Annotated in this window: 8 protein-coding genes; 7 read left to right on the forward strand and 1 reads right to left on the reverse strand. The window is 63.8% G+C overall.

Features of this window, described 5'->3' with window-relative positions:
- Positions 1 to 260 precede the first annotated feature (260 nt).
- From M5C01_RS00315 to M5C01_RS00335, 5 genes are all read left to right on the forward strand, one after another.
- The gene (locus M5C01_RS00315) at positions 261 to 5,255 is read left to right on the forward strand and encodes a DUF6543 domain-containing protein (protein WP_152736932.1); all 4,995 of its coding nucleotides are present in this window, start codon (positions 261 to 263) and stop codon (positions 5,253 to 5,255) included.
- Between the two features lie 163 nt (positions 5,256 to 5,418).
- Positions 5,419 to 6,582, forward strand: coding sequence for an isovaleryl-CoA dehydrogenase (locus tag M5C01_RS00320; RefSeq protein ID WP_152736933.1), 1,164 nt, complete (start codon positions 5,419 to 5,421; stop codon positions 6,580 to 6,582).
- 11 nt (positions 6,583 to 6,593) lie between these two features.
- On the forward strand, positions 6,594 to 8,201 hold the full coding sequence (locus tag M5C01_RS00325; protein WP_152736934.1) for a carboxyl transferase domain-containing protein: 1,608 nt from the start codon (positions 6,594 to 6,596) through the stop codon (positions 8,199 to 8,201).
- Between the two features lie 44 nt (positions 8,202 to 8,245).
- Positions 8,246 to 9,061, forward strand: coding sequence for a gamma-carboxygeranoyl-CoA hydratase (locus tag M5C01_RS00330; protein ID WP_178129721.1), 816 nt, complete (start codon positions 8,246 to 8,248; stop codon positions 9,059 to 9,061).
- Positions 9,061 to 11,007 (forward strand): acetyl/propionyl/methylcrotonyl-CoA carboxylase subunit alpha, encoded by a 1,947-nt coding sequence (locus tag M5C01_RS00335; RefSeq protein ID WP_152736936.1) that lies wholly within the window; start codon positions 9,061 to 9,063, stop codon positions 11,005 to 11,007. Before M5C01_RS00330 ends, M5C01_RS00335 begins: the two co-directional genes overlap by 1 nt.
- A gap of 151 nt (positions 11,008 to 11,158) precedes the next feature.
- Here the strand turns inward: M5C01_RS00335 and M5C01_RS00340 are convergent, their stop codons facing one another.
- Positions 11,159 to 11,809, reverse strand: coding sequence for a LexA family transcriptional regulator (locus M5C01_RS00340; protein ID WP_103499590.1), 651 nt, complete (start codon positions 11,807 to 11,809; stop codon positions 11,159 to 11,161).
- Positions 11,810 to 11,938: 129 nt separating this feature from the next.
- Here M5C01_RS00340 and M5C01_RS00345 point away from each other — a divergent pair, with 129 nt between their 5' ends.
- Positions 11,939 to 12,301, forward strand: coding sequence for a DUF3077 domain-containing protein (locus M5C01_RS00345; protein ID WP_103499591.1), 363 nt, complete (start codon positions 11,939 to 11,941; stop codon positions 12,299 to 12,301).
- A 370-nt stretch (positions 12,302 to 12,671) separates the two neighbouring features.
- The gene (locus M5C01_RS00350) at positions 12,672 to 13,817 is read left to right on the forward strand and encodes a carboxypeptidase family protein (RefSeq protein WP_178129722.1); all 1,146 of its coding nucleotides are present in this window, start codon (positions 12,672 to 12,674) and stop codon (positions 13,815 to 13,817) included.
- Positions 13,818 to 13,828 lie beyond the last annotated feature (11 nt).

Consider the following 13,828-nt stretch of genomic DNA (forward strand, 5'->3'; position numbering starts at 1 on the left):
GAGCGGTGCCTGTGTGTGCGGGGCTTGGTCCGGGCGGTGTTCCGACGAAGCTTTTAGCGCTCTCACGGGCCTCTTCGCGAGCAAGCTCTGCTCCCACAAGAGCCAGCTAGCACGAGACGCTGGTCAAAAGGCCATAACCGACTATTTTACAGACGCGGATTATTGATATTAACCAACTGATTTAACTCAACTTTTTCAACTTTTAAGTGCAGGCGTTCGGCATAAGCTGAAAGCCTTATTCACGGAAAAAGTTGATCTTCATGAGTACCGAGCAACGCCCACTTGCCGCCTCCGCCAGCCAGGCGCGATCGACCAGGAACCGTCGCCTGATCCTCAAGCGACTGCCCTCCTGGCTGACCCAGGCCTCCCTCGAACGACGCCAGGCATTCGCCACGCGCCTCAGGCAGAGCCAGATATCCAAAGCCGCACTGGCGCGCCATCTACACGGTCTCAAAAGCGCCAAGGACTTTGCCGCGCCGCTGCTCTCCCGGGCCCTGGACGAGCACTATGGCCCGGGCCTGGACATTCACCACGACCAACTCCGGCATGTGCATATCCTCGCCGCCGCCACCCTCGGCGAACCGCGTCGGGAGAACATTGTCGTGCAGAGCCTGCTGCAAGCCGCCCTGCAGAACTTTGAAAGCAGCGAAACCGGCCCTTTCGGTTTCGACCACGGCTCGGCCATCCAACGTAAAAGTACCGCTGCCCTGAAAAAGCCCATCGCGCCTCCGGACTTCGCCGCCCTCTGCCGCCGGCTCGACCTGGGCGGCCAGTACAAGCGACACATCGAACATTTTCTCCTGCCCACCGAACGCAACCGCCCAAGCCCGCGCTTCAAGACCCTCTTCGAGCACCAGGAGCGCGGCGAACTGGCGGTGCAGGCGGAGATTGCCCTGATCAAGGGCAACCTGGATAAATCGGCCTACCAGATGCTGCACAGCCTGCTCGACCCGACGCAAAAAACCCGTTGGGACAACCGGCCCGTGCACTGCTATTCCCTGACCCTGCTCGACTTTCCGAACGTCGACAGCGGCGCCTGGGGCGCGTTGCTCAAGGGCGTGCTGCTGATCGAGCACGACGCTCCATCAAGCGCAGGCGAGCGCCCCTGCGTGGCCTACCTGTCGGCTGATCCGCTCCAGGCCGTCAAGCGCTATCCGTCCTTCAACGCCTTCCACAATGAACTCAGGGAACGGCTGCGGGATAAAACCTATCAGGCGTTCTTCAAGCGTTATGTTCACCTGCGCACCCAACCGGCACTCTTGCGTGCCCTCGAGGATTGCCTGAGCCCCCTCGACCCCGTCAGCGAACAGCGCAAGCCGGCCCCGCAAGCCAACCTGCGCCTGGAGAAAGGCTCGCTGGGCGACAATCCTTTCAGCGAGTTCTGCGTTCTGCAAACGGTCAAGAAGCTCGACGACGCCCGGATCAGCGCGGTGCCCACGGACGACGAGGACAAGAAGACCCGCACCGCGCGCCTGCGCTCGTTGCTGAACTGGGGGGTCAATCTGTTGTTCCTGGTGCCCGGGCTCGGCGAGGCGATGCTCGCGGTCGCCGCCGCGCAACTGATCGTGCAGCTCTACAACGGCATCGAAGAATGGAGCCACGAAGAGAAAATGCAGGCGGTGCTCGGCTTTATGGGCGTGCTGCTGAACGTTGAACTGCTGGGATTGGGGGCCGTCATGACCCTGGACTTCGAAGGTTCGACGTTTATCGAAGGGCTCAAGCCGATCAACACCGCCCAAGGCGAACAGGCACTCTGGAAACCCGACCTGACCCCTTATGAACACCCACTGCCCGACACACCGGAGCTGCAGCCCGATGGCGCGGGGCTCTATCACCATCAGGACAAGACCTTTCTGGGTCTTGACGGCCGCCATTACCGGATCAAGCCCGGCACAAGCCCCAACCGCTTCCGCCTGCAACACCCGAACAACCCCGACGCCTACGCCCCGCTGATCCATCACAACGGCAAGGGCGCCTGGCGCCATGAATTCGAGCAACCCTTGCAGTGGCGGCAACCGCAGCTGTTTTCCCGACTGGGGCCGGATGCGGCCAGCCTGGACCCGGTGTCGGCGGAAAAAATCATGCAACTGAGCGGGGTCGACGACGATGCCCTGCGCCTGCTGCACCTGGATCAGGAACCACCCCCGGCGTTGCTCGAAGACAGCGTGACCCGTTTCAAGCTCGACCGCGACCTCAAGCGCCTGGTGCAACGCCTGCAAAGCGGTGGCGCGGCCAACAGTTCAATCGACGAACTGCACATGGAACTGCAATTGCTCACCAGCGAACCGGTCTGGCCGCCCTCGAAAGTGTTGCGCTTGCTGGACCGTCACGGCGTGCCGCTGAAGGAATACCCCGCCGGCCAGGCGCAAGCCTTGCGGCGCATCGACCTGCGCTGGCCCGGGCTCGACGCCAACCAACTGCTGCGCAAGGTCCTGGAAAACCTCGACGAGGCCGAAATCCGCAGTTTGCTCGGCGAAGATTTCGGCACCGGTCCCATCAGCCTGGATGCCCGTGCCGTGGCCCTCCGGCGCAAGCTCGCGACCCAGGCCGGCAATCGCCGGGCGGCGCTGTTCGATTCACACTATCGCTATCGCACCCAGAGCAACGACCCCGCCGTTGCGGTGATCCGCAAAGAGTTTCCCAGTCTGTCGACGCCGATCGCGGAGGAATTGTCCAGAAACGCCAGTCCGGCCGAACAGCGGGTTCTGCTCAACGCCAGGCGTGTACCGTTGCGACTGGCCGAAGAGGCCCGCTATTACAGCCGCAATCTGCGCCTGGCGCGCGCCCGGGAAGGCCTCTATCTCGACGCGACGAGCAACCCCGATACCGACAAGCTGATCCTCAACCAGATCGGCAAGCTGCCGGGCTGGTCGGATCAGGTGCGTCTCGAAATCCGCCAGCCCTACTTCAGCGGGCCCTTGCTCGACAGCCTTGGCGCGGAGCAGGCACCGATTCGCAAGGTACTGGTTAAAAATGGCGACCAGTACGAAGCTCATGACGCCCTGGGCCAGGAACTCCACGGCCCGGACAATCTGTACAGCAGTGTCCTGCACGCCCTGCCCGACACCGAGCGCAAGGCCCTGGGCTTTCCCGGCCCCCATGAGGCCGCCGGCCTGAAGCAGACCGTGCTCGATCAGCCATTGCCGCCGCGCAAGGAGATGGAAAAACTCCTCGGCCTGCCCCCCACCAAACCCAACGAAACGCCGCCGAGGCGCCTGGCCGCCCGCCGGCCCGGCCCGTCTGCCGCCGGGCCCGAGGCGGCAGAAAGAATCGTGGGGGCCCGCTCCCCGGCCTTCACCGAGCTTGCGCAACGTCTTTACCCCACCCATGACTGGCGCAATGTGGAGGCCTTTCTCGACCTGCGCGGCCTGAACGAAGGCGCGGCGGTGCAACGCCTCGAGGCACTGGAAAGCGAATACAACACCTTGTCCACGGAGCTCGAAACCTGGGTCAGTACACCGCCGGATCCCCAGATAGGCGTGACGGTCAGGCACTATATTGCCCGGGCGATCAGGCAATGCTGGCGCCGGGAACCCTTCCTGGGCAGCGCCCCGGAAGGCTATCAGATCAACTTCTCACTTTACGACTCGACAGCCCGGCTGCCGACGCTGTCGGCCAACTTCAGCCATGTCACCGAACTGTTCATGAGCGGGACCCACCCGGACATCACCCGGGGACTGAACCGTTTCCTCGAGGGTTTCCCCCAGTTGAAGCGCCTGTATATCGGCGGTGGCGTCCTGACCGAGATTCCCCCCGCGTTGGGTTCGATGAGCGGACTGGTCCACCTCAACCTGAGCGGCAACCGTATCGTCCTGACCGAGGAAACGGCCAACCTCCTCGAAGGGCTGACCCACCTGAGGGAACTGAACCTTTCCAGCAACCCGACCCTTGGCCGTTCGCCGGATTTCAGCGCGATGCTCGAACTGGAGCGTATCGACCTGCGCAACACCGGGCTCACCCAATGGCCGACCGGCTACCAGGAACTGCCGGCACTGACCCGACTGGACCTGAGCTCGAATCACCTGACCACTATCCCCAGCACCGTCCTGGACACCAGCGAAGAAGGGCAACGCATCGCCAGGGCCATCAACCTCTACCACAACCCCATCGAAAGGGACTTTTTCGATGACGCCGTGGACTACAACACGGAAACCGGGATCGACCTGGGGCTGGATATGCCGGTCGATTCGGATTCGGAAGCCAGCGTGAGCGGCGGCGACTCGCCGGCCCATAGTCCGTATGGCCCGCGAGGGCCCGTCACACGGGATGAGAGTGCCTGGTTGCAAGGGCTCGACAGCCAGGCGCAGGAGGCCTTTCGCGACACCTGGCTGCGCCTGGCCGGCGAGGAACCGGTCGATGGGTCCGAAGCGTTTTTCCGGGTGATCGGCGATCTGCGTGAATCGGCCGACTATGCCGACAGTGCCACTCGCCCAGGACTCATGGACAAGGTCCGGCGCATGGTCAGCGCCGCGGTCGATGACACCGCGCTGCGGGAGAAACTCTTCGCCAAGGCCAACGCACCGCAATCGGACGCCTGTGCCGACGGCATCACCGTGGCCTTCAGCGACATGGGCCTCGACGTGTTGCTGCATGAAGCCTACACCGAACCGGACGCCCGCAAGATCGAGTTGAAACTGCTGCAACTGGCCAAGGGAAAATCGCGCCTGGATCGCGTCAACGCCCAGGCCCGGGACCTGATCGGCAAACGCCAGGCCGAGGGTCGACGTCCCGATGAAGCGGAAGTCTACCTGGCCTTTCGCATCAGCCTGGGGGATCGGCTGGAACTGCCCTGGCAGGCCTCGAAGATGAATTACAACCAGATTTCCGGGGTCACCCCGGCCCAGGTGGATGCCGCTTACCTGGCCATCCTCGAGCAGGAGCAGCAGCCGCTGGATCGGGTCAGGCAGATCCTCGGGCAGGAGTTCTGGAAGGACTACATGGAGGTCCAGTATCTGCAGGAGCTCAGCGCGAAAGAGGCGCTGCGCGAGGCCAAGAGCGATGCCCTTCTGGACCTGCAATCGACACAGGAACGCTGGTTCAACAATGGAAACCTGCCCGAGGAAGAAAAGACCCGGCTGCAAGCGGTTATAAAAGCCTCGGCCGGCACCCTGGGCAAGTCCGAGCAGGAAGTGTTTGCCCGGCCCATGACCGACGCCGAATACCAGGCCCTCTACGAAGCCATCGGGCGTGAACACAGCGACGAGATGGAGCGCCTGACCCTGGAGGCGTTGCGCGAGCACGGACTGGCGAGCTGAATCCAACGAGGCTCCGGCCCTGAGCCAGGCCGAAACAGGTGGCGAACGGGCTGCTGCGTCGAAAATGTCCGATTGACAGTCAGCCCTATCACCTTTACGTTAACGTAAAGGTGAACAATCACTCACACCCACGCCTTGCTCAACCCATAACAACAGGTGCCCCATGAGCTATCCGACCCTGAACTTCGCCCTCGGTGAAACCCTCGACATGCTTCGCGACCAGGTGCGGACCTTTGTCGCCCGGGAGCTGGCGCCGCGGGCCGCGCAAATCGACGTGGACAACCTGTTCCCCGCCGATATGTGGCGCAAGTTCGGCGACATGGGCCTGCTCGGCATCACTGTTCCGGAAGAGTACGGCGGCGCCGGCCTGGGTTACCTGGCCCATGTGCTGGTAATGGAAGAGGTCAGTCGCGGCTCGGCCTCGGTCGCCCTCTCCTACGGCGCCCACTCCAACCTCTGCGTCAACCAGATCAACCGCAACGGCAATCACGCCCAGAAAACCCGTTACCTGCCCAAGCTGATCAGCGGCGAGCATGTCGGCGCCCTGGCCATGAGCGAACCCAATGCCGGCTCCGACGTGGTCTCGATGAAATTGCGCGCCGACAAACACGGCGACCGCTACGTGCTCAACGGCAGCAAGACCTGGATCACCAACGGCCCCGACGCCAACACCTACGTGATCTATGCCAAGACCGAGCCGGAAAAGGGCGCCCACGGCATCACCGCCTTTATTGTCGAGCGCGACTGGAAAGGCTTCAGCCGCAGCAACAAGTTCGACAAGCTCGGCATGCGTGGCTCCAACACCTGCGAGCTGTTCTTCGATGACGTCGAAGTGCCGGAAGAGAATATCCTCGGCGTGCTCAACGGTGGCGTGAAGGTGCTGATGAGCGGCCTCGACTACGAGCGCGTGGTGCTCTCCGGCGGCCCGACCGGGATCATGCAGGCCTGCATGGACCTGGTGGTGCCCTATATCCACGACCGCAAGCAGTTCGGCCAGAGCATCGGCGAGTTCCAGCTGATCCAGGGCAAGGTCGCCGACATGTACACCCAGCTCAATGCCAGCCGCGCCTACCTGTATGCGGTGGCCCAGGCCTGCGAACGCGGCGAGACCACCCGCAAGGACGCCGCCGGGGTGATCCTCTACAGCGCCGAGCGCGCGACCCAGATGGCCCTCGATGCGATCCAGATCCTCGGCGGCAACGGCTATATCAACGAATTCCCCGCAGGACGCCTGCTGCGCGACGCCAAGCTGTATGAAATCGGCGCCGGCACCAGCGAGATCCGTCGCATGCTGATCGGCCGCGAACTGTTCAACGAAACCCGCTGAGGGGCGCGCACATGGCAATCCTGCACACGCAACTCAATCCGCGTTCGGCCGAGTTCGCCGGCAACCGCGCGGCGATGCTCGAACAGGTCGTCGCCCTGCGCACCCTGCTGGCCCAGGTCCAGCAAGGTGGCGGGCCGAAGGCCCAGGAACGGCACACTTCGCGGGGCAAACTGCTGCCCCGGGAGCGGATCAACCGCCTGCTCGATCCCGGTTCACCGTTCCTGGAAATCAGCCAGTTGGCGGCGTATGAGGTCTATGGCGAAGACGTCCCGGCCGCCGGGGTGATTGCCGGGATCGGCCGCGTCGAAGGCGTCGAATGCATGATCGTGGCCAACGATGCCACGGTCAAAGGCGGCTCCTACTACCCCCTCACGGTGAAAAAACACCTGCGGGCCCAGACCATCGCCCAGCAGAATCGCCTGCCGTGCATCTACCTGGTGGACTCCGGCGGCGCCAACCTGCCGCGCCAGGACGAAGTGTTCCCGGACCGCGAGCACTTCGGGCGGATCTTCTTCAACCAGGCCAATATGAGCGCCCAGGGCATCCCGCAGATCGCCGTGGTCATGGGCTCCTGCACCGCCGGCGGGGCCTATGTGCCGGCGATGGCCGACGAAGCGATCATGGTCCGCCAGCAGGCGACCATCTTCCTCGCCGGCCCCCCGCTGGTGAAAGCCGCCACCGGTGAAGTGGTCAGCGCCGAGGACCTGGGCGGTGCCGATGTGCACTGCAAGATCTCCGGCGTGGCCGACCATTACGCAGAGAACGATGAACACGCCCTGGCCCTGGCCCGGCGCAGCATCGCCAATCTCAACTGGCGCAAGCTCGGCGAGTTGCAGCAACGCACGCCGATCGCGCCGCTGTACGGCAGCGACGAGCTGTATGGCGTGGTGTCGGCGGATGCCAAGCAACCGTTCGACGTGCGCGAGGTCATTGCCCGGCTGGTAGACGGCTCGGTATTCGATGAGTTCAAGGCGCTGTTCGGCACCACCCTGGTCTGCGGCTTTGCCCACCTGCACGGTTACCCCATCGCGATCCTGGCGAACAACGGCATCCTCTTCGCCGAAGCCGCGCAGAAAGGCGCGCACTTTATCGAACTGGCCTGCCAGCGCGGCATCCCGCTGCTGTTCCTGCAGAACATCACCGGTTTCATGGTCGGCCAGAAGTACGAGGCCGGCGGCATCGCCAAGCACGGCGCCAAGCTGGTCACCGCCGTGGCCTGCGCCAAGGTGCCGAAATTCACCGTGATCATCGGCGGCAGTTTCGGCGCCGGCAACTACGGCATGTGCGGGCGCGCCTACGACCCGCGCTTCCTGTGGATGTGGCCGAACGCGCGAATCGGCGTGATGGGCGCCGAACAGGCCGCCGGGGTGCTGGTGCAGGTCAAGCGCGAGCAGCACGAGCGCAATGGTGAAAGCTTCACGGCGCAACAGGAAGCCGAGATCAAGCAGCCGATCCTCGACCAGTACGAACACCAGGGGCACCCGTATTACTCCAGTGCCCGGCTGTGGGACGACGGCGTCATCGACCCGGCCCAGACCCGCGAAATCCTTGGTCTGGCACTCTCGGCCGCCCTCAACGCGCCGATCGAACCGAGCCGCTTCGGCGTGTTCCGGATGTGACCATGAGGCCCTATCGCCGCCCCTCTCCCAGTGGAGCCCGCACCGTGACCGACTTCAACACCCTCGAATTGCAGCTCGACCCCCGGGGCTTTGCCACCTTGTGGCTGAGCCGCGAAGACAAGAACAACGCCTTCAACGCCGAGATGATCCGCGAGTTGATCCTTGCCCTGGAGATGGTCCAGGCCAACGCCGCCCTGCGTTTCCTGGTGCTGCGCGGCCGTGGCCGGCACTTCAGCGCCGGCGCCGACCTGGCCTGGATGCAGCAATCGGCCCAGCTCGACTACGCCACCAACCTCGACGATGCCCGCGAGCTGGCCGAACTGATGTACAACCTGGCCAAGCTGAAAGTCCCCACCCTGGCGGTGGTCCAGGGCGCGGCCTATGGCGGCGCCCTTGGCCTGATCGGCGCCTGTGACATGGCCATCGGTGCCGACGATGCGCAGTTCTGCCTCTCGGAAGTGCGCATCGGCCTGGCCCCGGCGGTGATCAGCCCGTTCGTGGTCCAGGCCATCGGCGAGCGTGCCGCCCGCCGCTACGCCCTGACCGCTGAACGTTTCAGCGGCCTGCGGGCTCGCGAGCTGGGCCTGCTGTCGGAAACCTGCCCGGTCGGCGAGCTGGACCAGCAAGTCGCGGCCTGGATCGACAACCTGCTGCTCAACAGCCCGCAAGCCATGCGCGTGAGCAAGGAACTGCTGCGGGAAATCGGCAGCGGCGAACTCAGCCCGGCGCGGCGGCGTTATTGCGAAAACGCCATTGCCCGTATCCGCGTCAGCGCCGAAGGCCAGGAAGGCCTGCGGGCCTTTCTGCAAAAACGCCCGCCGAGCTGGCAGGCCGAGTCCACCGCCAAGGGGCCGCGCTGATGAGCACGCCCGTGATCACTTCCATCCTGGTGGCCAATCGCGGCGAAATCGCCTGCCGGGTCATGCGCACCGCCAAGGCCCTGGGCCTGACCACGGTCGCCGTGCACAGCGCCATCGACCGTGATGCCCGGCATAGCCGCGAAGCCGATATCCGCGTCGACCTGGGTGGCAGCAAGGCCACCGAAAGTTACCTGCAGATCGACAAACTCATCGCCGCCGCCCAGGCCAGCGGCGCCCAGGCGATTCACCCCGGTTACGGTTTTCTCTCGGAAAATGCCGGCTTTGCCCGGGCCATCGAGGCCGCCGGCCTGGTGTTCCTCGGCCCGCCCGCCAGCGCCATCGATGCCATGGGCAGCAAGTCCGCGGCCAAGACGCTGATGGAAACTGCCGGCGTACCGCTGGTACCGGGTTATCACGGCGCGGCCCAGGACCTGGAAACCTTCCGCGCCGCCGCCGAGCGCATCGGCTACCCGGTACTGCTCAAGGCCACCGCCGGAGGCGGCGGCAAGGGCATGAAAGTGGTCGAGGACGTCAGCCAGTTGGCCGAAGCCCTGGCCTCGGCCCAGCGTGAAGCGCAGTCGTCCTTCGGCGATTCGCGGATGCTGGTGGAGAAATACCTGCTCAAGCCGCGGCATGTCGAGATCCAGGTGTTCGCCGACCAGCATGGCCACTGCCTGTACCTCAACGAACGCGACTGCTCGATCCAGCGCCGCCACCAGAAGGTCGTCGAGGAAGCCCCGGCGCCGGGCCTGAGTGCACAACTGCGCCAGGCCATGGGCGAGGCGGCAGTGCGCGCGGCCCAGGCCATCGGTTATGTCGGTGCCGGCACCGTGGAGTTCCTGCTGGACGCCCGTGGCGATTTCTTCTTTATGGAAATGAATACCCGCCTGCAGGTCGAGCACCCGGTCACCGAAGCCATTACCGGCCTCGACCTGGTGGCCTGGCAGATTCGTGTGGCTTGCGGTGAAGTGCTGCCGATCACCCAGGAACAGGTGCCGTTGCATGGCCATGCCATCGAAGTGCGCCTGTACGCCGAAGACCCGGGCAATGACTTCCTGCCGGCCACCGGGCGCCTGGAGCTTTATCGCGAGTCGGCGCCAGGGCCGGGACGTCGGGTCGACAGCGGCGTGGCCGAGGGCGACAGCGTCTCGCAGTTCTACGATCCGATGCTCGGCAAGCTGATCGCCTGGGGCGAGACCCGCGAACAGGCGCGCCTGCGCTTGCTGGCGATGCTCGACGAATTCGTGATCGGCGGGCTGAAAACCAACCTCGGTTTCCTCCGACGGATCGTTGCCCATCCGGCGTTTGCCGAGGCGGAGCTGGATACCGGCTTTATTCCCCGTTATCAGGAAGATCTGCTGCCGCAACCGGGCGCGCGTACCGATGAATTCTGGCAGGCGGCCGCCCAGGCCTTTATGCAGAGCCAGGCCCCAGGCGTACGGGCGGACGACCCGGCCTCACCTTGGGCCCAGGGCAACGGTTTTCGCAGCGGGATGCCGGCGCAAAGCGTGGTGCACCTGAGCTGCGAGGGTGAGGACCGCGCCGTCAGCCTGGCGCCGGACACCCGGCTCGAACTGCACGATGAGTACCTGTCGACGGAGCATGCCGGCGTTCGCCGTCGACATCGAATGATCAGCGGGGCCGACGGGCTCTATCTGCATTGGCAGGGCGAGTGCCACAAGATCACCCGCTTCGACCCGATTGGCGCCGTCGACAGCGGCCACGGCCACCATGGCGGCCTGAGCGCGCCGATGAACGGCAGCATCGTGCGGGTGCTGGTGGAAGTCGGGCAAAGCGTCGAGGCCGGGGCCCAGTTGGTGGTGCTGGAAGCGATGAAGATGGAGCACAGCATCCGCGCGCCCCAGGCGGGCGTGATCAAGGCGCTGTATTGCCAGGAAGGCGAAATGGTCAGCGAAGGCAGCGCGCTGGTGGAGTTGCAGGAATAGCTGACGCCACTCTCACGGACGCCACAAACCTTGTAGGAGCAGGGCTTGCCCGCGAATAGGCCGGTAAGTCTTGCATCGATCTTGCGCACGCCTGGGCTTTTGTGGGAGCGGCGTCCCGACAAGCCCTGCTCCTGCAGTCCGTGGTCAGCCCTCAGAACTTCGCGGTCGCCTGCACCACCACGCCGATCACGCAACAATCCTCGCCAACCGGGATCTTCGGCCAGGTCGGGTTCAATGGCTTGAGATAGGGTTGCCCGCCCTCCTCCATCCACTGGCGGAAAATCGCTTCCTCACCCTCCCGCAGGCGGGCAACCACCAGGCTGCCGGCCTTGACCTCCCGATCCGGGTCCACCAGTACCATCATGCCCTCGGGCACGCTGGTGCCGGACGGAGCCGTCATCGCATCCCCCACCACCTGCAACCAGAACGCCGCCGGGGCGTAATGATCGGTCACCTCGTAACGCCCGGCGTACTCGCCCTTCGCCGAGTCCTGCAGCGTGGCAACCACCTGCCAGTCGCTGACCGGGTAACGAAACGCCGAAGTGATGTCGTAGACCTGCTCGTCCCGCTCCTCGGGGGCCTGGGCCGCCACCGCGCGGTCGCGAACCAGCAGGACCACCTCCAGGTGCCCGAGCCCGAGCGCCTGGAGGACCTTGTTCATCATCACGAGATCAGGCTTGCGCCTTTTGTTCAGCCAATGACCGACACCGCCCTGGGTGATGTCCAGGCGTTCGCCAAGTTTTTCCTGCGAAAGACGAAGCTCTTCGAGCTTGGCCTTCACCAACGCTATCCATTTATCCATGGACGGAACAATACGGACAGTACTTCAGCGCTCAATACACAAAATGTATTGTTTGTGACAAGCAACGCAATACCAATAGTACTAATCTTGGAGAGTTGATTTGAACTTCCTCTGAAAGGCAGGCCCCTCATGACTTCCATCACGACAGAAAGCCCTCGAACCGACTCGAAAAGCCCCCTCGCATCCCTTAAGGATCGCGCCGCCGCCCAACGTGCACTCGACTATTATTTGAAACCAGCTGTTTCAACGGCCGCCTGCGCGGCGAACACCAGCGATGACCCCCTCCACCAGAAGCTCTTTGCCGTACGCGACGACCTGGATATCGAGGACGCCATGATCCAGGCCTCGGACCTGCTGCGCTGCGCGGCGGCGGCCGCCTACGAAGCCGCGAACAGCGCGAACCGCGACCTGGGTTGTTCGGTGGTGTACATGATCGACATGGCCAAGGCCCTGGTGGACCGCGTCGTCCAGATACAAACCCGCACGACGTGAGCCCGCCATAGCCAGGGGATAACCGACTTTGGGGAAGGAATGGGAAAAATAATATCCGCGAAGAACGGGAAAAGACTTGATCTACAAATGATAATGATTATTATTGCAATCAACTGATCGCGAGATCGGTCGATAGCCCGGAGACCTCAGGTCGGACTCCTGGATTATCTCCTCATCAGGCTAATCACGGTTTTTGACCCGGCTTTTTGCCGGGTCTTTTTTTGCATCCGCTTTATTCACGGGCTTGGCTTCAGGCTGATGAAGACAGGTGCGCTGCCTTCTGGGTGGGCAGTCATGACCTCGCGCCTCGGCTAATACGCCATCGAGGTGTAGAGTAGCCACCACAAAAAGCCTTTTCAGGTACTCACCCGTGGTTCTATCTCCTCTCAAAATCAGCAGCGACTTCGACAGCGGCAATATCCAGGCACTGGACACCAGCCACCCGCACCACCTGCTCCTGGCCATCGAGCCGGATACCCGCAGCCAGCACTTCCAGTGGTTCCATTTCAAGGTTGAAGGCCTGCGCGCGGGCGAGACCTACACCTTCGAACTGAGCAATGCCAGCCAGTCCTCCTACAACAAGGCCTGGACCGGCTACCGCGCCGTCGCCTCCTACGATCACCAGAACTGGTTCCGCGTCGACACCCGTTTCGACGGCGAAAGCCTGCATATCAGCCTGGTGGCCGAACAGGAGCAGGCCTGGTTCGCCTACTTCGAACCCTACAGCCGCGAACGCCATGACTGGTTGATCGAGCAGGCCCTGAGCCACGCCGGCACCGAGTTGCTGGCCGTCGGTAAAAGTGTCGAAGGCCGGGATATCCAGCTGTTGCGCAAGGGCAACGGCGCCGAGGGCCGGCGCAAGGTCTGGATCATCGCCCAGCAGCATCCGGGCGAGCACATGGCCGAATGGTTCATGGAAGGCGTGATCGAGCGCCTGCAACAGGAGGACGATGCCGAGCTGCGCGACCTGCTGACCCGCGCCGACCTTTACCTGGTGCCCAATATGAACCCGGACGGGGCCTTCCACGGGCATCTGCGCACCAACGCCATGGGCCAGGACCTGAACCGTGCCTGGCAGAACGCCAGCCAGGAAATCAGCCCCGAAGTCCTGTTCGTCCAGCAGCAGATGGCCAAGCATGGCGTCGATCTGTTCGTCGATGTCCATGGCGACGAGACCATCCCCTATATCTTCACCGCCGCCTGCGAAGGCAACCCCGGCTACACACCGCGTATCGCCCAGTTGGAAAGCCGCTTTCGCAGTCATCTGAGCGCGCTCACGGCGGATTTCCAGACCACCCACGGCTACACCCGCAGCCTGCCCGGCCAGGCCAATATGACCCTGGCCTGCAACAGCGTCGGCCAGCGCTACGACTGCCTGTCGCTGACCCTGGAAATGCCCTTCAAGGACAACGACGACGCCCCGGACCTGCACGCCGGCTGGTCCGGCCAGCGCTCGAAGCAGTTGGCCAAGGACTTGCTCAGCAGCGTCGCGGATATCGTCGAACACCTGCGCTGAAGCGGCACGGT

Origin of the sequence: Pseudomonas sp. MWU12-2319 (genome assembly GCF_023242525.1) — a bacterium.
Classification (GTDB): Bacteria; Pseudomonadota; Gammaproteobacteria; order Pseudomonadales; family Pseudomonadaceae; genus Aquipseudomonas; species Aquipseudomonas gingeri_D.

What these genes read in the sequence shown, in the direction of transcription:
- M5C01_RS00335 (WP_152736936.1), top strand. Translation starts at nt 9,061, where the DNA reads ATGAGCACGCCCGTGATCACTTCCATCCTGGTGGCCAATCGCGGCGAA.
- M5C01_RS00345 (WP_103499591.1), top strand. Translation starts at nt 11,939, where the DNA reads ATGACTTCCATCACGACAGAAAGCCCTCGAACCGACTCGAAAAGCCCC.
- M5C01_RS00325 (WP_152736934.1), top strand. Translation starts at nt 6,594, where the DNA reads ATGGCAATCCTGCACACGCAACTCAATCCGCGTTCGGCCGAGTTCGCC.
- M5C01_RS00340 (WP_103499590.1), bottom strand. Translation starts at nt 11,809, where the DNA reads ATGGATAAATGGATAGCGTTGGTGAAGGCCAAGCTCGAAGAGCTTCGT.
- M5C01_RS00315 (WP_152736932.1), top strand. Translation starts at nt 261, where the DNA reads ATGAGTACCGAGCAACGCCCACTTGCCGCCTCCGCCAGCCAGGCGCGA.
- M5C01_RS00320 (WP_152736933.1), top strand. Translation starts at nt 5,419, where the DNA reads ATGAGCTATCCGACCCTGAACTTCGCCCTCGGTGAAACCCTCGACATG.